The 17,881-nt window shown below is 72.8% G+C and carries 12 protein-coding genes; 5 read left to right on the forward strand and 7 right to left on the reverse strand.

Annotation, left to right across the window (positions count from 1 at the left end):
* Positions 1–17 precede the first annotated feature (17 nt).
* A complete protein-coding gene (locus tag ACFTXQ_RS12130; protein ID WP_382639008.1) occupies positions 18–1,871 on the reverse strand; it encodes a serine hydrolase in 1,854 nt (617 codons plus the stop codon).
* 302 nt (positions 1,872–2,173) lie between these two features.
* Between ACFTXQ_RS12130 and ACFTXQ_RS12135 the strand changes: the two genes are divergently transcribed.
* Entirely contained in the window at positions 2,174–3,280 is a 1,107-nt protein-coding gene (locus ACFTXQ_RS12135) for an NAD(P)H-dependent flavin oxidoreductase (protein WP_382639011.1), read from the forward strand.
* Positions 3,281–3,296: 16 nt separating this feature from the next.
* Entirely contained in the window at positions 3,297–4,847 is a 1,551-nt protein-coding gene (locus ACFTXQ_RS12140) for an acyl-CoA synthetase (protein ID WP_382639013.1), read from the forward strand.
* Positions 4,848–4,853: 6 nt separating this feature from the next.
* Here the strand turns inward: ACFTXQ_RS12140 and ACFTXQ_RS12145 are convergent, their stop codons facing one another.
* Complete coding sequence (locus ACFTXQ_RS12145; RefSeq protein ID WP_382639016.1) at positions 4,854–5,405, reverse strand: DinB family protein; 552 nt, start codon at positions 5,403–5,405, stop codon at positions 4,854–4,856.
* A 168-nt stretch (positions 5,406–5,573) separates the two neighbouring features.
* On the opposite strand from ACFTXQ_RS12145, the gene ACFTXQ_RS12150 reads away from it, so the two are divergent.
* On the forward strand, positions 5,574–6,677 hold the full coding sequence (locus tag ACFTXQ_RS12150; protein WP_382639019.1) for a calcium:proton antiporter: 1,104 nt from the start codon (positions 5,574–5,576) through the stop codon (positions 6,675–6,677).
* Positions 6,678–6,704: 27 nt separating this feature from the next.
* Here the strand turns inward: ACFTXQ_RS12150 and ACFTXQ_RS12155 are convergent, their stop codons facing one another.
* Complete coding sequence (locus ACFTXQ_RS12155) at positions 6,705–9,155, reverse strand: penicillin acylase family protein (RefSeq protein WP_382639022.1); 2,451 nt, start codon at positions 9,153–9,155, stop codon at positions 6,705–6,707.
* Between the two features lie 137 nt (positions 9,156–9,292).
* On the opposite strand from ACFTXQ_RS12155, the gene ACFTXQ_RS12160 reads away from it, so the two are divergent.
* Positions 9,293–10,795, forward strand: a complete 1,503-nt coding sequence (locus tag ACFTXQ_RS12160; RefSeq protein ID WP_382639025.1) for a fatty acyl-CoA synthetase — start codon at positions 9,293–9,295, stop codon at positions 10,793–10,795.
* Between the two features lie 181 nt (positions 10,796–10,976).
* Here ACFTXQ_RS12160 and ACFTXQ_RS12165 read toward each other — a convergent pair whose 3' ends face one another.
* From ACFTXQ_RS12165 to ACFTXQ_RS12180, 4 genes are all read right to left on the reverse strand, one after another.
* Positions 10,977–11,876 carry an oxidoreductase gene (locus tag ACFTXQ_RS12165; RefSeq protein WP_382639028.1) on the reverse strand — a complete coding sequence of 300 codons (900 nt, stop codon included), beginning with the start codon at positions 11,874–11,876 and terminating at the stop codon, positions 10,977–10,979.
* 70 nt (positions 11,877–11,946) lie between these two features.
* Positions 11,947–12,723 (reverse strand): YhjD/YihY/BrkB family envelope integrity protein, encoded by a 777-nt coding sequence (locus ACFTXQ_RS12170; protein ID WP_382639277.1) that lies wholly within the window; start codon positions 12,721–12,723, stop codon positions 11,947–11,949.
* A gap of 149 nt (positions 12,724–12,872) precedes the next feature.
* Positions 12,873–14,201 (reverse strand): phenylacetate--CoA ligase PaaK, encoded by a 1,329-nt coding sequence (paaK, locus tag ACFTXQ_RS12175; protein ID WP_382639031.1) that lies wholly within the window; start codon positions 14,199–14,201, stop codon positions 12,873–12,875.
* A 702-nt stretch (positions 14,202–14,903) separates the two neighbouring features.
* Positions 14,904–16,529 carry an acyl-CoA synthetase gene (locus ACFTXQ_RS12180; RefSeq protein WP_382639280.1) on the reverse strand — a complete coding sequence of 542 codons (1,626 nt, stop codon included), beginning with the start codon at positions 16,527–16,529 and terminating at the stop codon, positions 14,904–14,906.
* A 177-nt stretch (positions 16,530–16,706) separates the two neighbouring features.
* Between ACFTXQ_RS12180 and ACFTXQ_RS12185 the strand changes: the two genes are divergently transcribed.
* Positions 16,707–17,507 (forward strand): crotonase/enoyl-CoA hydratase family protein, encoded by an 801-nt coding sequence (locus tag ACFTXQ_RS12185; protein ID WP_382639034.1) that lies wholly within the window; start codon positions 16,707–16,709, stop codon positions 17,505–17,507.
* Positions 17,508–17,881 lie beyond the last annotated feature (374 nt).

Below are 17,881 nucleotides of genomic sequence, written 5' to 3' on the forward strand. Positions count from 1 at the left end.
ATCCCGGGACGGCGGGGTCAGTCCGACGACCTCGTCCACCCGGTCGCCTCGATGCGGGCGGCGTCCGCGGGGCGGTCGTCCGCGAAGAGCAGGCGGGCCGGTTCCGAGACGCGGATGACGTCCACGTAGACGCCGCGGCCCACGTAGCGGCCGGTCGCGGTGTGGCGGAAGCGGAGCCGGACCTCGCGGCCGGCCCGCGCGGGCGTCAGGGGGGCCTCCAGGCGGTGCCAGATGCGGCCGGACCACCCGCTCGCCGAACCCCGCGGCCAGGATTCGGCGGCGCCGCCGGTGGCGCGGAGCGTGGTGAACGGCAGCGGCTCCCAGCTCACCCCGTCCGGCGAGGCCTCCAGGTGGAAGGCGCCCTCGCCGGGCACGGTGTCCCACCACACGGCGCAGCGCAGCCGGGCGGAGCCCGTGGCCGGGGTGAGCGGCGGCAGGGTCAGGGTGCCCGAGCCGCCCGTGTCCATGCCCGAGTACCAGGCGGGGCCGCCGTGCCGGGTGCGGACGGGGACGGCGCGCGCGAAGCGGTTGCCGACGGCGACGCGGGGCGCGCTGCCGGCCCGCCAGGTGCGGACGGGGTGGACGGAGTTGCCGAGCAGGATCAGGAAGGAGTCGGTGGAGGGGTCCAGGACGAGGGAGGTACCGGTGAAGCCGGTGTGGCCCGCCGAGTGCGGGGTGGCCATGGCGCCCATGTACCAGTGCTGGTAGAGCTCGAAGCCGAGGCCGTGGTCGTCGCCGGGGAAGGCGGTGTTGAAGTCGGTGAAGAGCAGCTCGACGGAGGCGGGGCGCAGGATGCGCCGGCCCGCGTAGGACCCGCCGTCGAGGAGGGCGCGGGCGAGGACGGCGAGGTCCCAGGCGGTGCCGAAGACCCCGGCGTGGCCGGCCACCCCGCCGAGGGCGTGGGCGTTCTCGTCGTGGACCTCGCCCCAGACCAGCCCGCGGTCCAGGCCGGACCAGGGCGGGCGCTGCACCTCGGTGGCGGCGGTGACCCGGCGCCAGGAGCGCGGGGGGTTGTACCGAGTGCGGTGCATCCCCAGCGGAGCGGTGATCTCGTCGTGGAGCAGGGTGTCGAGGGTGCGGGCGGTGATCCGTTCCAGGAGCAGTTGGAGGGTGATCAGGTTCAGGTCGGAGTACCGGTAGACCGTTCCGGGAGTGTCCTGCGGCTGTACCGACCACAGCAGCCGCAGCCGGCCCTCGGGCGTGGACTCCCGGTAGAAGGGCGCCCACGAGCGCAGCCCCGAGGTGTGCGTGAGCAGCTGACGGACCGTGATCAGCTCCTTCCCGCCGCCGGTGAACTCGGGCAGGTACCGCACCACCGGGGCCTCCAGCTCCAGCCGGCCCCGTTCCATCTGCTGCACGGCCAGGAGGGAGGTGAACAGCTTGGTCAGCGACGCCAGGTCGAAGACGGTGTCCTCGGCCATCGCGATCCGCTCGGCCGCCGGGAACTCCCGCACCCGGTCGGTCCGCCCGTCGTAGTCGGCGTACCGCACCGCCTCGCCCATGGCCCGGTGCAGGGCGATCGTGCGGCCGCGGCCGGCGAGGACCACCGCCCCCGCGTAGTAGGGGTGCTCCGGGGAAGGGCCCAGGAACCGCCGCGCCTCCTGCGCCACCGCCTCCAGGTGGCGTTCCACGAGCCCGGCCTGGCGGGCGGATCCGTACCGCAGCCGCAGCCCCTGGAGCGCGCGGCGCTCCGCCGGGTTGCCGGCCGCCGCCCCGGCGCTGCCGGGGAGTGCGGCGTGCAGTACGAGCACCCCGCCGAGGGCCAGGAGCCGGGCCCCCAGGCGGCGCCGGGTCAGCCCTTTGCCCGCGGCGCCCGGCCGTTCCTTCGCCGCCCCCGCTGTCACCTCGTCAGCCCCCGTGCCTGCTGCCATGTCCGACCCTCCTGTCCACTGTCCTGGCCGGCCTGCGGCGCCGTTGCCGGGGGCGCTGCCCCCGGACCCCCGCGCCTCAAACGTCGGCGGGGCTGGATGTGCCCGCCCCGTCCGTTTCAACGCGGGGCTCCGGACCCCGGCCCCATCACGGCGGGGGCGGGTGTGCCGGCCGACTGCGCCGCACGCTAGTGGGTATCTGCCCGCCCGCCGGTCACCCCCCGCACGCGTGGGCTCGTAAAGAATCTGACACTGCATCAGAAAACCTCTTCCCTCGCATGCCGGGCTGCGGCATCCTGCCGCCCATGGAGACGGAGCTGAGCAAGAAACTCGGAGTCGAACACGCCATCTTCGGCTTCACGCCCTTCCCCGCGGTCGCCGCCGCCATCACCAGGGCGGGCGGATTCGGCGTGCTCGGCGCGGTCCGCTACACCGCGCCCGACGATCTCAAAGGCGACCTCGACTGGATGCAGGCGCACACCGACGGCAAGCCCTACGGCCTCGACGTCGTCATGCCCGCCAAGAAGGCCGTCGACGGCATCAGCGAAGCCGACATCGAGGCGATGATCCCGGCCGGGCACCGCGACTTCGTCCGCGACACCCTCGCCAAACACCACGTGCCCGAGCTCGCCGAGGGCGAGGCCTCCGGCTGGCGGATCACCGGCTGGATGGAGCAGGTCGCCCGCAACCAGCTCGACGTCGCCTTCGACTACCCCATCAAACTCCTGGCGAACGCCCTCGGTTCCCCGCCCGCCGACGTCATCGCGCGCGCCCACGACCACGGCGTCCTCGTCGCCGCCCTCGCCGGCAGCGCCAAACACGCCCGCCGCCACGCCGAAGCCGGCATCGACATCGTCGTCGCCCAGGGCTACGAGGCCGGAGGCCACACCGGCGACATCGCGACCATGGTCCTGGTCCCCGAGATCGCCGAGGCCGTCGCCCCGCTCCCGGTCCTCGCCGCCGGCGGCATCGGCAGCGGTGAGCAGATCGCCGCCGGGCTCGCCCTCGGCGCCCAGGGCGCCTGGCTCGGCTCCCTCTGGCTCACCACCACCGAAGCCGACCTGCACTCCCGCGCGCTCACCGAGAAACTGCTCGCCGCCGGTTCCGGCGACACCGTCCGCTCCCGCGCCCTCACCGGCAAACCCGCCCGCCAGCTGCGCACCGAGTGGACCGACGCCTGGGACGACCCCGAGGGGCCCGGCGCGCTCCCCATGCCCCTCCAGGGCCTGCTCGTCGCCGAGGCCGTCTCCCGGATCCAGAAGTACGAGGTCCAGCCGCTGCTCGGCACCCCCGTCGGCCAGATCGTCGGCCGGATGAACACCGAACGCAGCGTCCAGGCCGTCTTCGACGACCTGACCAGCGGCTTCGAGCGTGCCATCGACCGCATCAACCGCATCGCCGGCCGAGCCTGAGAGAGGTGTGAGCAGCATGACCGAAAGGCCCAACGGTTTCTGGGCGCAGGCCGCCGCCGACCCCGAACGCACCGTCCTGGTCACCCCCGAGGGCGAGGAGTGGAGCGCCGGCCGGCTGCACGCCGACGTCAACCGCCTCGTCCACGGTCTGCGCGCCGCCGGGCTGGAGCAGGGCGACGTCTTCGCCGTCGTCCTCCCCAACGGCGTCGAGTTCTTCACCGCCTACCTCGCCGCCGCCCAGGCCGGCTTCTACCTCGTCCCCGTCAACCACCACCTCGTCGGCCCCGAGATCGCCTGGATCGTCTCCGACTCCGGCGCCAAGGTCCTCATCGCCCACGAGCGCTTCGCCGACGCCGCCCTCGCCGCCGCCGACGAGGCGGGCCTGCCCGCGAGCCACCGCTACGCCGTCGGAGCGGTCCCGGGCTTCCGGCCGTACGGGGAACTCCTCGACGGGCAGCCCGGCACACCCCCCGAGGGGCGCACCCTCGGCTGGGTCATGAACTACACCTCCGGCACCACCGGCCGCCCGCGCGGCATCCGGCGCCCGCTGCCCGGCAAGCTCCCGGAGGAAACGTACCTCGGCGGGTTCCTCGGCATCTTCGGCATCCGCCCCTTCGACGACAACGTGCACCTGGTCTGCTCGCCGCTCTACCACACCGCGGTCCTGCAGTTCGCGGGCGCCGCCCTGCACATCGGGCACCCGCTCGTCCTGATGGACAAGTGGACCCCGCAGGAAATGCTGAGGCTGATCGACCAACACGCCTGTACGCACACCCACATGGTCCCCACCCAGTTCCACCGGCTCCTCGCGCTGCCGCAGGAGACGAAGGACGCGTACGACGTCTCCTCGATGCGCCACGCCATCCACGGCGCTGCACCCTGCCCCGACCACGTCAAGCGGGCCATGATCGACTGGTGGGGCCGGTGCGTGGAGGAGTACTACGCCGCGAGCGAGGGAGGCGGGGCCTTCGCCACCGCCGAGGACTGGCTGAAGAAGCCGGGAACCGTGGGCAGGGCCTGGCCGATCAGCGAACTCGCCATCTTCGACGACGACGGCAACCGGCTGCCCCCCGGGGAACTGGGCACCGTCTACCTGAAGATGAACACCGGCGGCTTCAGCTACCACAAGGACGAGGGCAAGACGAAGAAGAACCGCATCGGCGACTTCTTCACCGTCGGAGACCTGGGCCTCATGGACGAGGAGGGGTACCTCTTCCTGCGCGACCGCAAGATCGACATGATCATCTCGGGCGGGGTCAACATCTACCCCGCCGAGATCGAGTCGGCCCTCCTCACCCATCCGGCGGTCGCCGACGCCGCCGCCTTCGGCATCCCGCACGCCGACTGGGGCGAGGAGGTCAAGGCCGTCATCGAGCCGGCCGAGGGATTCGAGGCGGGCGACGCGCTGGCCGCCGAGATCCTGCACCACTGCGAGCGGCAGCTCGCCGGCTACAAGCGCCCCAAGACGGTCGACTTCATCGAGACGATGCCCCGCGACCCCAACGGCAAGCTGTACAAGCGGCGCCTGCGCGACCCGTACTGGCAGGGACACGACCGCGCGATGTGAGGCAGCCTAGACGCCGACGGCCCCGTCGATCCGCTCCCTGAGCAGGTCGGCGTGGCCGTTGTGCCGTGCGTACTCCTCGACCATGTGGATGAGCACCCAGCGCAGCGAGACCGTCCCCCGCCACGCGTCCGCGCCCTCGACGTCCAGGTGCGGCGCCTCCGCGGTGAAGCGCTCGGCGAACGCCACCTCGGCGCGCCACGCCTCCCAGGCCTCCTTCACGGCCGCGGGACCGGACGCGGCGCCGTCGAAGGCCCCGTCCGGATCGGCCGGCGAGGAGAAGAGCCCCGGCACCTCCTGCCCGGCCAGCACCTGCCGGAACCAGCGGCGCTCCACATCGGCGAGGTGCCGCACCAGGCCCAGCAGCGAGAGCGTCGACGGCTCCACGGACCGCTGCGACAACTCGGCCTCGAGCCCCGAGCACTTCAGCTCCAGGGTCGCGCGCTGGGCGGCCAGCACGGCGACGAGCATCGGCCGTTCGTCCCCGGTGGCCGGGCCGCTGAACCGGCCGTCGTCCCCGGAGCCGGCAAAGAACTCCGCTCTCTTCCTCGGATTCACCATGTTTGGATCATGCAACACACGGGCGACGGCACGGAAGCCCCCGGCGCGGGCGCACCCGGCCGCCCGATGCCCCGCCACGCCCGGATATTTCGTGAGAAGTACCACGCCGGCGCCCCGGAGGCGTGCGTCGCGCCGCACCGGACGAACAGTTCTGGCAACTTGGCTGACATGAGTACGGCAACGCGCACCTCCCCCCTGACCGACTGGACCCTCCTGGTCCCCGTGGTGGCGCTCGTGGCGCTCGTCCTCAGCTGGGGGCGCGATCTGCCCGGCCCCGCGGTGGCACTGGTCTCGCTCTGCCTCGCGGGCGCGGTGCTGGCGGCCGTCCACCACGCCGAGGTCGTCGCCCACCGCGTCGGCGAACCCTTCGGCTCCCTCGTGCTGGCCGTCGCCGTCACCGTCATCGAAGTGGCGCTCATCGTCACCCTGATGGCCGACGGCGGCGACAAGACCGCCTCGCTCGCCCGCGACACCGTCTTCGCCGCCGTCATGATCACCTGCAACGGCATCGTGGGCCTGTCGCTGCTCGTCGGCGCCCTGCGCAACCGCGTCGCCGTCTTCAACGCCGAGGGTTCCGGCGCGGCCCTCGCCACCGTCGCGACCCTCGCCGTCCTCAGCCTCGTCCTGCCGACCTTCACCACCTCCAAGCCCGGCCCCGAGTTCTCCACCGCCCAGCTGACCTTCGCCGCCGTCGCCTCGCTCGCGCTCTACGGCCTGTTCATCGCCGTCCAGACCGTCCGCCACCGCGACTACTTCCTGCCCGTGGACACCGGGCGGGGCCCCGACGAGCACGACGACCACGCCGAACCCCCCACCGCCCGCGCCGCCCTCGTGAGCCTCGGCCTGCTGCTGGTCGCGCTCGTCGCGGTGGTCGGCAACGCCAAGGCCGTCTCCCCGACCATCGAGAAGGGCGTGGCCGACGCCGGCCTGCCGGGCGCCGTCGTCGGTGTGATCATCGCCCTGCTCGTGCTGGCCCCCGAGACCCTCGCCGCCGTCCGCGCGGCCCGCCGCGACCGCGTCCAGACCAGTCTCAACCTGGGTTACGGCTCCGCCATCGCCAGCATCGGCCTGACCATCCCGGCCATCGCCCTGGCCTCGGTCTGGCTCTCCGGTCCGCTGACCCTGGGCCTCGGCCCGACCCACATGGTGCTGCTCGCCCTGACCGTCGTCGTCAGCGCCCTCACCCTCGCCCCCGGCCGCGCCACGCTGCTCCAGGGCGGGGTGCACCTCGTCCTGCTGGCCGCGTACCTCTTCCTGGCCGTCAGCCCCTGAGGGCCACGGCCAGGAAGCGGTCACGGGTCACCCTCGCTCGCGCGGCCACACCACCTTCAGCCGCGGCGAGCCGAGGATGTCCCGCTCGCAGAACCTCGACGTCACCCAGCGCTCCTGCGAGAACAACCGGGTCTGGTCCGCGTGGTACGGCGAGTCCGGGTTGGACGACTGGCTGTACGTCAGCAGCGTGCGCGCCACCGGGCAGCGCCCGCCGTCCCAGCCCACCGCCTGGATGTGGCTGGAGCCGTGCACGACCTCCGGGTAGCCGCCGGCCGCCGCGTTCCACGGCGCCTCGATCTTGTTCCAGACGCCGAGCGCCTCCGTGCCACCGCCCACCGGCAGCCGCTGCCCGCCGCGGACCACGAACTGGTGCTCGCCGAGCGGCGCGTCCAGCGCGATCCCGGCCGCCCTCAGCTCGGCGACCGCGTCCGCGAGGGACCGCCCGACGCCGGGCGCGGCCTGGTTGAGCGTACGGGGCGTGCGGATGGGATCGGCCGCCGAGAACGGCACCAGCCACAGCTCCTTGGCCGGGGTCGACGCCGTCAGCCTGCGCCAGAACCGGTCGAAGGGCAGCGCGCCCCGGCTGGAGCCGTCGACCGTGCGGTCCCAGCCCGCCAGCACCCCGCAGGCCGCCGAAACGTCCACGGTGCTGCCGTCGCTCGCCGTCGCCGCACCACCGGGCAGGGCGGCGCAGGCCCGCGCCGCGTCGGCCGCCGCCAGCCCACCGGCCGGCGCCCGGTTCGCGAACTGCTGCTCCTGCAGGTCGGCCACGGTCAGCCGGCCCCTGGCGGCCATCGCCGACACGTCCTCGACGGCGCCGCGCGTACGCATCGAGCGCGGGGTGGAGACAGTGCCCCAGACGCGCTCGTAGCCGGTCAGCGGCCGGTCGGCATTGGCCAGCCAGGCGCTGTCGTTGGAGTTCTCGGCGTACGGGGCGTCGCGCAGCGTCGGCGCCTTCCCCGGCCCGAACACGCCCGGCTGCACGGCGTCCGGGTCCGAGCCCGGCGCGCAGTCACCGCGCGAACCGTCCAGCACCGCCAGCCCCGAGGCCGGATACGTGGCCCGGCCCAGCGGGGTGGAGCAGCGGGCGGCGAGCTCGTCGGTGATGCGGGGGAGCACCTGGGACTGGGTGAAGAGGGTGCCGCCGGCGGAGTCCGCGGCCACCGTGTTGACCCAGGGCAGGCCCTGAGTGCGGCGCAGGGCGTCCTGGATGCCCGCTACCGAGCGGGCCTTGCCCATCGCGAGAGCGGAGTCGGAACCGCGCAGGTTCGCCGCGTTGGGGTCGTTCAGCGCGTACGCGGTCCCCGCCGTCCAGGGCAGGGGCAGGCCCGGGCCGAGGGCCGTGATCACGGGACCGTAGCGGGTCCACCACTGGGTGCGGGTGACCGGATCGCCCTTCGCGACGGGGACGGTGACGGTCCGCCGGGTCATCCTCTCCGGCTTCCCGTCGACCAGGTAGGCGGTCGGATCGGCCGGGTCGAGGGTGAGCTGGTGCAGGTTGACGGGGGTGCCGGTGGCCACCGTGTGGCTCCAGGCCACCTTCTCGTTGAAGCCGATGTTGACTACGGCGGTGCCGAGCAGGGAGCCGCCCGAGACGTTCAGCTCGCCCGGGATGGTCTGCTGCGACTGCCAGAAGCGGCGCCCGCCCTGCCAGGGGTAGTGCGGGTTGCCGAGCAGCAGGCCGCCGCCGCTCGCCGTGGTGGAGCCGGCGAAGGCCACCGCGTTGGAGCCCATGTCGTAGCGGGCGGTGTCGAAGAACTCCCGCGCGGCCTCGGCCGCGGTGGCCGGATCGACCTCGCGCGGTGCCTGGACTCCGGGCGGCAGCGTGACCGGCGGCTGCGCTCCCGTGATGCCGTCGATGCCGCGCCCCTGGCCGCCGAGGACCGAGACCGCGAAGCCGCGGGCGGCCACGTCGGCGGCGGTGACCGGGCGCACCCAGGCGGCGCCCTTGCAGGCCGGGTCGGTGATCCGGTTCTGGGCGAGCCAGGCGTTGTAGCCGGCGGCCCAGCCGCGCATCAGCTCCTTCAGGTCCGTGCTGGGACCGGCCGGAGCGGGGGTGGCGAGCAGCCGCTCTACCGTCCCGGACTCCCGTACGCCCTTGAAGTACAGGTCGCTGGAGAGGTTCCCGGTGGCGGAGGAGAGCGAGCCGTCGGGCGCGGCGTCGGCACCGAACCAGCGTGAGCGCTCACCGGCGACGGTCACGAACCCGTCGGCCAGGACGCACACCTGGTCGGCGGCCTGCGCCCAGCCGGTGCCGAAGCCGAGGTGCGCGTAGTCCCGGGCGAGTATGTGGGGTATGCCGTTCTCGGTGTAGCGGATGACCGCCGAGAGCCTGCCGTCGGAGGCGGCCGTGCTGTCGTCGGTGGCCGCCGCGGCCGGAGGTGTCGCGGCGCCGGCGGCGAGCAGGGCGGCGCCCAGCAGGGCGACGCGGCGGAGTACAGGACGGGTGGACCGGTGTGCATCGAAGGGGCGCAACATGTCTCCCAAGTGGCCTGCGATCGAGCATGGTTGCTCGTGAAACCGGTGGTGCTCGGGTTGCCCCACACTCATGCAGGTGATCGGATGATCTGTCAACATCCCGTTTGGTATCCCACGGGGGAGACGAGGTTCGCGTCATGAAGGAAGTGCGGCTCAACACGGTCGACGGACTGGTGCGGGACAGTGCGCGGCGGATCCCCGACCGGACGGCGGTCCGCTACCGGGACCGGAGCTGGAGCTACGCCCGGCTCGACTCGGCCGTGTCCACCGCCGCGGCCCTGCTGAGGGGGCACCACGGGCTGGCCGCCGGCGACCGGGTCGCCACCTTCGCGCACAACTCCGACGCCTACCTGATCGCGTACCTCGCCTGCGCCCGCGCCGGGCTCGTCCACGTCCCGGTCAACCAGAACCTGACCGGCGAGGACCTCGAGTTCATCCTGCGGAACTCGGGGAGCTCCCTGGTGCTCGCCGACCCGGAACTGGCGGACCGGGTGCCGGCGGGGTACGAGGTGGGCCCGCTGCGGGCGCTCGCGGATCCGCAGGCGCCGCAGATGCCGTACGAGGGCACCGGCGACCGGGAGACGGTGGTGCAGCTGCTCTACACCTCCGGGACCACGGCCCTGCCCAAGGGCGCGATGATGACGCACAAGGCCCTCGTCCACGAGTACGAGAGCGCGATCGAGGCCCTGGACCTGGCCGAAGGGGACCGGCCGGTGCACTCGCTGCCGCTGTACCACTCGGCGCAGATGCACGTCTTCCTGCTGCCGTACCTGGCGGTGGGGGCGGAGAACACGATCCTGGACGCGCCGGTCCCCGAGCAGGTCTTCGACCTGGTGGAGGCCGGCCGGGCGGACAGCCTCTTCGCCCCGCCGACGGTCTGGATCGCCCTGGCCAACCACCCGGACTTCGGGCGGCGCGACCTGGGCGCGCTGCGCAAGGCGTACTACGGGGCCTCGATCATGCCCGTGCCGGTCCTGGAGCGGCTGCGGAGCCGGCTGCCGGGTCTCGGGTTCTACAACTGCTTCGGGCAGAGCGAGATCGGGCCGCTGGCCACGGTGCTGGGGCCGGCGGAGCACGAGGGGCGGATGGACTCCTGCGGGCGTCCGGTACGCCACGTCGAGGCGAAGGTCGTCGACGAGGAGGGCAAGGACGTTCCGGACGGCACGGCGGGCGAGGTGGTGTACCGGTCGCCGCAGCTGTGCCTGGGGTACTGGAACGACGCCGAGGCGACGGAGAAGGCCTTCCGGGACGGGTGGTTCCGCTCGGGGGACCTGGCGGTACGGGACGCGGAGGGCTACTTCACGGTCGTGGACCGGGTGAAGGACGTCATCAACTCGGGGGGCGTACTGGTCGCGTCACGGCAGGTGGAGGACGTGCTGTACACCCATCCGGGGGTGGCGGAGGCGGCGGTGGTCGGGCTGCCCGACGAGCGGTGGATCGAGGCGGTGACGGCGGTGGTGGTCCCGCGCGGGGAGGTGACGGAGGCGGAGCTGATGACGTACGCGCGGGAGAAGCTGGCCCACTTCAAGGCCCCGAAGCGGATCCTGTTCGTGCCGGCCCTGCCGCGCAACGCGAGCGGCAAGATCCTCAAGCGCGAACTCCGCGACCGCTTCGCGGAGCCCCCGGCTTCCGGCCACTGACCTCCGAGGGCCGGTTCCGGCCGGAGTGGCCGCGGGACAGTGTTCGGCGCCCTGTGGGGGCGCCCTGGCACACACCCGCCCCCGCCGAAACCGGCGGCGGGGGCGGAACGGCCTGCATCGGTCGAGCTTTCAGGGCGGCGCCTGCGCGCGTGACGCGCTGGCTCCGGGCCCGGGGTGTGGGCTACTGCGTCGGGGTCGGGGTCGGGGTCGGGGTCGGGGTGGGGTCGAAGTCCGTGCCGCGGCTGACCGACTCCCAGGCGAGGGCCTCCTCGCGGCCGGCTTCCGCGTGGGCCGCGATGGCGTCGACCGCGTCGTTGCCCAGCACCAGCCGCAGCGGCGTGTTCTCGGCGTCCAGCGCCGCGAGGATCGCGGCGACCGCCTTCACCGGGTCGCCCGGCTGAAGGCCGTCGCTGTCCGGCAGCCCGCCCCGCACCGGGCCGACCACGTCCTCGTAGGCGGGCAGCGCCTCGCTGAGCTGCAGCGCGTTGCCGCCCGCGAAGCCCGTGCGGAACGAGCCGGGCTCCACGATCAGGGCCTTGATGCCGAAGCCGGCGACCTCGGCGGCGAGCGCCTCGGTCAGGCCCTCCAGGGCGAACTTCGTCGCGCAGTACGCCCCCACGCCGGCGAAGGCGAGCCGCCCGCCCATGCTGCTCATCTGCACCACCGCGCCCGACTTCCGGGCCCGCATGTGCGGCAGCGCGGCCCGCGTGAGCGCCGCCGGGGCGAAGAAGTGCAGCTCCATCAGGGCGCGGAGTTCGGCGTCGGAGGTCTCCTCCACGGCGCCGATCAGACCCCGCCCGGCGTTGTTGACGAGGACGTCGATGCGGCCGAAGCGGTCCACCACCTCGGCGACGACCTCCCCTGCGCGGGCCGTGTCCGTCAGGTCCACCGCGAGGGGCACGACGCGCCCCGGGTGCGCGGCCGCCAGCTCGCCGAGCGACTCGGGGCGGCGGGCGGCCGCCACGACGGTGTCCCCGGCCGCGAGCGCGGCCTCGGCGAGGGTCCGGCCGAAGCCCGACGAAGCCCCCGTGATCAGCCATACTCGGCCCGCGGTGTCGGGCCCCTGGTGCTGTGCAGTCATCAATCCCCCTGTAATGACGCGAAGTTGATCGGCGGTGCCCGCACATCCTGGCATCGCCGGACCGGTTCGGTCAGCCCGTTCCCGGATCATGAGAAGAGGAGTCGTCGGGGGGAAAGATTCCGCTGTGGCGCAGGCGGCGCAGGGTGAGGTGCTCGTGCAGGAGCCGGCCGACGAGGGCTCCTCCGTAGACCACGAACCCGACGCCGACCAGCCAGGACTGGACGACCAGCAGCGTTCCGAAGGGGCCGTACGTGACGGCGTTCGAGGCGATCAGCGGAGAGAACACCAGCTGCGAGAAGATCCGCAGCCCGAGCAGCCCCACGCTGGTGGCCACGGCCCCCGGGACCAGGGCCCGCCACCGGACCCGGCCGCCCAGCAGCAGCCGCTGCGAGCCCCAGAAGAACAGGCAGGTGCCGACGAGGTCGCCGAGGGTGCCCAGGACCGTGCCGATGGCGTCGTTCGAAGGAGCGGGGATCTCGACGAGCAGGGCGAGGTAGCAGACCAGCAGGGCGAGCCAGACGACGTGCCGCCACATGGTGTGCCAGCGCGCGGTCGGCAGGTCCCAGACCTTCTCGTAGCCGGTCTGCACCGCCGAACCGAAGGTCAGGCCGAAGACGGCCAGCGCCGCGAGGCCGAAGGCGGTGGTCCGCTCCAGCGCCAGGTCCGCCGCGCTGAACAGCATCTCGACGCGGGCGCGCGAGGACGCCGCCACCCCCAGGGCCTGCCCGAGCCAGCGGCCGAACCCGGAGCCGCTGCCCGGCGCGGCGGCCGCCACGACCACCAGCAGCGGCACGAGGGTGAGGAACCCGAGGGCGGCGAAGCCCATCGCCCGGTGCATCAGCTCCATCTCCCGGCCGCGGCTCCAGGCCAGCCCTGCGGGGGAGCCCTGGAGGCGGTCGTACAGCTGCCGGATGAGGGAGATCACGTCTCATGCACTACCCGGCTGGGCCCACCGGCTCCCGGAAGCCGCGCCGAAATAGGCCCGAAGGGGTGGTTTCAGCCGCCCGCAAGCGTGTCTCCTCCCTCTCCGCCCCCGCGGAGGTCCACCAGCCGCTTGATCTTCCCCACGGACCGTTCCAGCGTCTCCGGATCGACCACCTCGACGTTGACGGAGACCCCGATCCCCTGCTTGACGGCCCGGACCACGGCGGCGGCCGCGGCCTCCCGCCGGGCGGCATCCGCCTCCCGGCGCGCCTCCACCCGTACCGTCAGGGCGTCCATCCGGCCCTCCTTCGTCAGCCGTAGCTGGAAATGGGGAGCCAGACCGGCGGTCTTCAGGAGGATCTCCTCGATCTGGGTCGGATACATGTTCACCCCGCGCAGGATGATCATGTCGTCGCTGCGGCCCGTGATCTTCTCCATCCGGCGGAAGGCCGGCCGGGCCGTCCCCGGCAGCAGCCGCGTCAGATCCCGGGTGCGGTAGCGGATGACGGGCATGGCCTCCTTGGTGAGGGAGGTGAACACCAGCTCGCCGGGCTCGCCCTCCGGCAGGACCGTGCCCGTCAGCGGATCGACCACCTCGGGGTAGAAGTGGTCCTCCCAGATGTGGAGCCCGTCCTTGGTGGAGGCGAACTCCTGGGCCACGCCCGGCCCCATCACCTCGGACAGCCCGTAGATGTCCACGGCGTCGATGCCGAGCCGCTCCTCGATCTCCCGGCGCATCTCCTCGGTCCACGGCTCCGCGCCGAATATGCCCGTTCTGAGCGAGGTGGCCCGCGGGTCGATCCCCTGGCGCTCCATCTCGTCCAGCAGGGTCAGCATGTACGACGGGGTCACCATGATGACCTCCGGCCGGAAGTCCTGGATGAGCCGGACCTGCCGGTCCGTCATCCCGCCCGAGGCGGGCACGACCGTACAGCCCAGGCGCTCGGCCCCGTAGTGCGCGCCGAGGCCCCCGGTGAACAGTCCGTAGCCGTAGGCGATGTGGACGATCTGGCCGGGCCGGCCGCCCGCCGCCCGTATGGACCGGGCGACGACGTCCGCCCACGTCGAGAGGTCCCGCTCGGTGTATCCCACGACCGTGGGGCGTCCCGTGGTGCCGCTGGAGGCATGGATGCGGCGCACCTCCGCGCGGGGGACGGCGAACATCCCGAAGGGGTACTGGTCGCGGAGGTCGGCTTTGGTGGTGAAGGGGAACAGGGCGAGATCGGAGAGGGAGCGGCAGTCGTCGGGATGCACACCGGCCTTGTCGAAGGTCTCCCGGTAGAACGGCACCCGGTCGTAGGCGCGGTGCAAGGTCGCGCGCAGCCGCGTCAGCTGGAGGGCGGCCAGCTCGTCGCGGCCGAGCCGTTCGCCTTCGTCGTGGAGATCCGCGTAAGCCGCCATGCCCGTCACCTCATCGTGGAGAACCGACCGATCATTCGGTAGATTGCCAGGCTCCGACGGGGTAATCAATGACTCGAACGAGTGATCGTCTGTTGTGGCGGCCCGTGGGCCTGTCCGCGTACGGGGCTCTTGGCGGGTGCCGAGGCGAGCGCGCGGGGGCGGGGGCCTTCGAGCCGGGCGTCACCCGGGCCGCGCGGCGGGGGGTTGCGGCGGAGGCCCGGGTCCTGAGCGGTGGGCTGCCGCTGCGCGGAGCCGTTCCCCCACCCCCCCTTCCCGAAACCATGGGCTCCGCCCCCGGCCCCCCGTTCCTCAATCGCCGGAGGGGCTGGGCTGGGCTGGCGTGGCTGCTCTGGGCGCGGGTCAACGATTCGGGGCTCCGCCCCGTGTCCCGCTCCTCAAACGCCGGAGGGGCTGGATTTGGCTCGCCGCGGCTGGGTCGGGTGCGGGTCAAAGACCTGGGCTCCGCCCCGTGCCCCGCGCCTCAAACGCCGGCGAGGCTGAAGTGTGCGCGGCCAGTCTGCATGTGCCTGCCCGGGCTGGATTTTCCCGTCGCGGCCCCGACCCTGCGAATCCACCGCCAAGGCCAGGCCGGGCCCCCGGGCAGGGGCCCGCCTCCGCCAGGGGATTGGCCGGGCCCCCGGGCAGGGGGTCGGGGTCGGGTTCGCGGGGTGGCGGTAGGCCCGGCCGGGCGCCACGCGGGGGTTAGGTGTTGGCCTCCGTCGCCACCGTCTTCGCCCACCGGTAGTCCGCCTTGCCGCTGGGGGAGCGTTGGATGGTGGGGGTGATGACCAGCTGGCGGGGGATCTTGTAGCCCGCCAGGCGGGTGCGGCAGTGGGTCTGGATCTCGTCCAGGGTGGGGGTCGGGGCGCCGGCGCGGAGTTGGACCACCGCCGCCACGTGGCTGCCCCACGTCGGGTCCGGGACGCCCGCGACCAGGGCGTCGTAGACGTCCGGGTGAGACTTCAGCGCCTGCTCGACCTCCTCCGGATACACCTTCTCGCCACCGGTGTTGATGCACTGCGAGCCCCGCCCGAGCACGGTGACGATGCCCGCCTCGTCCACCGTGGCCATGTCACCGAGCAGCACCCACCGCTCCGTGCCCTTCTGGAAGAAGGTCTCGGCGGTCTTCGCCGGGTCGTTGTAGTAGCCGAGCGGAACGTGCCCCCGCTGCGCGAGCCGCCCCGGTACGCCCACCGCCACCGGCTCGTGCGTCACCGGGTCCACCACCTGCGTACGGTCGTTGACCTCCAGGCGGAAGCCCTTCTCCGGGCTCGAGTCGTTCGTCGCGCGACCGTTGGAGCCGGACTCCGACGACCCGAAGTTGTTCAGGAGCAGCACGTTCGGAACGAGGCGCTGGAATTCGGCGCGCACCGTCTCCGACATGATCGCGCCGGAGGAGGAGACGCTGAAGAGGGAGGACAGGTCCGTGCCCTTCAGCGGGCCGTTCAGGGCGTCGATGAGCGGCCGCAGCATCGCGTCGCCCACCAGCGACACGCTGGAGACCTTCTCCTTCTCGATCGTACGGAGCACCTCCTCCGGCGCGTACTTGCGGTGGATGACCACCCGCTGGCCGTAGTTGAAGGCGATGAACGAGGTGAGGGTGGACGTGCCGTGCATCAGCGGCGGGGCCGGGAAGAAGGTGAGCCCGGCGCCCTTCGACGCGACCCGCTCCGCCAGCTCCTCCGGCCGCTTGACCGGCTCGCCCGACGGCTCGCCGCCGAAGAGCCCGGCGAAGAACAGGTCCTCCGCGCGCCACATCACGCCCTTGGGCATGCCGGTCGTGCCGCCGGTGTAGATGATGAACAGGTCGTCGGGGGAGCGGGGCGCGAACCCGCGCTCAGGCGAGCCGGCCGCCTCGGCGTCCGCGTACGCGACGGGCGGGATCGAGGGCTCCGGCGCCGCCTCGGGGGTCGGCCCGACGCGGATCAGGTGGCGGAGCTTCGTCGTCTGCGGCAGGGCGGCGGCCACCCGCTCGGTGAACTCGCCCTCGAAGACGAGCGCGGCGAGGTCGGCGTCGTTGTAGAGGTAGACCAGTTCCTCCTCCACGTACCGGTAGTTGACGTTCACCGGGACCAGCCGGGCCTTCAGGCACGCCAGGACCGTCTGGAGGTACTCGATCCCGTTGTAGAGGTGCAGGCCTACGTGCTCACCGGGCTTGAGCCCGCTGTCCAGCAGGTGGTGCGCGACGCGGTTCGCCGCCGTGTCCAGCTCCGCGTACGTGAGGCGGCGCTCGGCGCCGGTCCCCGGGTGGTCCACGTACACGAGGGCCTCGCGGTCCGGAACCACGTCCACGACCGATTCGAACAGGTCGGCAAGGTTGTACTCCACCATTCCTCCTGACCCCGAAAAATGCCCATGGCTGGTCTGCTCCGGCGGTATTAGAGCGCCGCCGACCGCAAGTGGGAAGGGAGCAGCCCAAGAAATCTGACTGGGTGTCAGAAAACTATTGAACTGCACCCGCCCCCTACTGCAACCTGTTCTAGGTCTTGAGACGGGAGGACGGCAATGGGTGGGACGGAACACCTGACCGTGGAACGCCACGGCGCCACGCTGGTGCTCACCATGAACAGGCCCGAGGCGAAGAACGCGCTCTCGCTGCCGCTGCTGGTGGGGCTGTACGACGGGTGGCTGGAGGCGGACGCCGACGACGGGATCCGGTCCGTGGTGCTGACCGGCGCGGGCGGGGACTTCTGTGCCGGAATGGACCTCAAGGCGCTGGCCGGGAAGGGGATGGGGGGCGACCAGTACCGGGACCGCCTCAAGGCCGACCCCGACCTGCACTGGAAGGCGATGCTCCGGCACCACCGGCCGCGCAAGCCGGTGATCGCGGCGGTGGAGGGGTACTGCGTGGCCGGCGGGACGGAGATCCTGCAGGGCACGGACATCCGGGTGGCGGGGGAGGGGGCCACCTTCGGACTGTTCGAGGTCAAGCGGGGCCTCTTCCCGATCGGGGGCTCCACGGTTCGGCTGCCGCGCCAGATCCCGCGGACGCACGCGCTGGAGATGCTGCTGACCGGGCGGCCCTACTCCGCGGAGGAGGCGGCGCGGATCGGGCTGGTCGGGCGGGTCGTGCCGGAGGGGACGGCGCTGGAGGCGGCCCTGGAGATCGCGGAGCGGATCAATGAGTGCGGGCCGTTGGCGGTGGAGGCGGTGAAGGCCTCCGTGTACGAGACCGCCGGGCTGACGGAGTCGGAGGGGCTGGCGTCCGAACTCCTGCGGGGGTGGCCGATCTTCGACACCGCGGACGCGAAGGAGGGGGCGCGTGCCTTTGCCGAGAAGCGGGCCGCGGTGTACCGCCGGGAGTAGGCCGCGCGCTGCCCGGCCGGCGCTGGGGGCGCCGCCCCCGGCCCCCGCGCCTCAATCGCCGGCGGGGCTGGATTTTCCCCGGCCGGGGGTGGATCGGTGCCCGGGGTCGGGCTGAGAGACCTGGGGCTCCGCCCCAGACCCCGCGCCTCAAACGCCGGCGAGGCTGGAGTTGCCTCCCGACGCCGGATGCGCCCCGGCGAGGCGGGACAAGCCAGGTCCAGAGCCTGGGCCTGGGAAGTGCCCCTGCCGGGGGCTGGAAGTGCCCTGGCCGGGCTGGAAGTGCCCCTGCCAGGACTGGAAATGCGCCCCAGCCGGGCTGGAAAAGCGCCCTGGTGGGGTTGGACATGCGCCCTGGCGGGGCTGGAAGTGTCTTG

The sequence above is a fragment of the Streptomyces sp. NPDC057010 genome, from assembly GCF_042673805.1.
In the GTDB taxonomy this organism is placed as follows: domain Bacteria; phylum Actinomycetota; class Actinomycetes; order Streptomycetales; family Streptomycetaceae; genus Streptomyces.

Coding starts and splice junctions, on each gene's coding strand:
- ACFTXQ_RS12135 (WP_382639011.1), top strand. CDS start 2,174: ATGGAGACGGAGCTGAGCAAGAAACTCGGAGTCGAACACGCCATCTTC.
- ACFTXQ_RS12140 (WP_382639013.1), top strand. CDS start 3,297: ATGACCGAAAGGCCCAACGGTTTCTGGGCGCAGGCCGCCGCCGACCCC.
- ACFTXQ_RS12185 (WP_382639034.1), top strand. CDS start 16,707: ATGGGTGGGACGGAACACCTGACCGTGGAACGCCACGGCGCCACGCTG.
- ACFTXQ_RS12130 (WP_382639008.1), bottom strand. CDS start 1,871: ATGGCAGCAGGCACGGGGGCTGACGAGGTGACAGCGGGGGCGGCGAAG.
- ACFTXQ_RS12150 (WP_382639019.1), top strand. CDS start 5,574: ATGAGTACGGCAACGCGCACCTCCCCCCTGACCGACTGGACCCTCCTG.
- ACFTXQ_RS12165 (WP_382639028.1), bottom strand. CDS start 11,876: ATGACTGCACAGCACCAGGGGCCCGACACCGCGGGCCGAGTATGGCTG.
- ACFTXQ_RS12170 (WP_382639277.1), bottom strand. CDS start 12,723: ATGGAGCTGATGCACCGGGCGATGGGCTTCGCCGCCCTCGGGTTCCTC.
- paaK (WP_382639031.1), bottom strand. CDS start 14,201: ATGGCGGCTTACGCGGATCTCCACGACGAAGGCGAACGGCTCGGCCGC.
- ACFTXQ_RS12160 (WP_382639025.1), top strand. CDS start 9,293: ATGAAGGAAGTGCGGCTCAACACGGTCGACGGACTGGTGCGGGACAGT.
- ACFTXQ_RS12155 (WP_382639022.1), bottom strand. CDS start 9,155: ATGTTGCGCCCCTTCGATGCACACCGGTCCACCCGTCCTGTACTCCGC.
- ACFTXQ_RS12145 (WP_382639016.1), bottom strand. CDS start 5,405: ATGGTGAATCCGAGGAAGAGAGCGGAGTTCTTTGCCGGCTCCGGGGAC.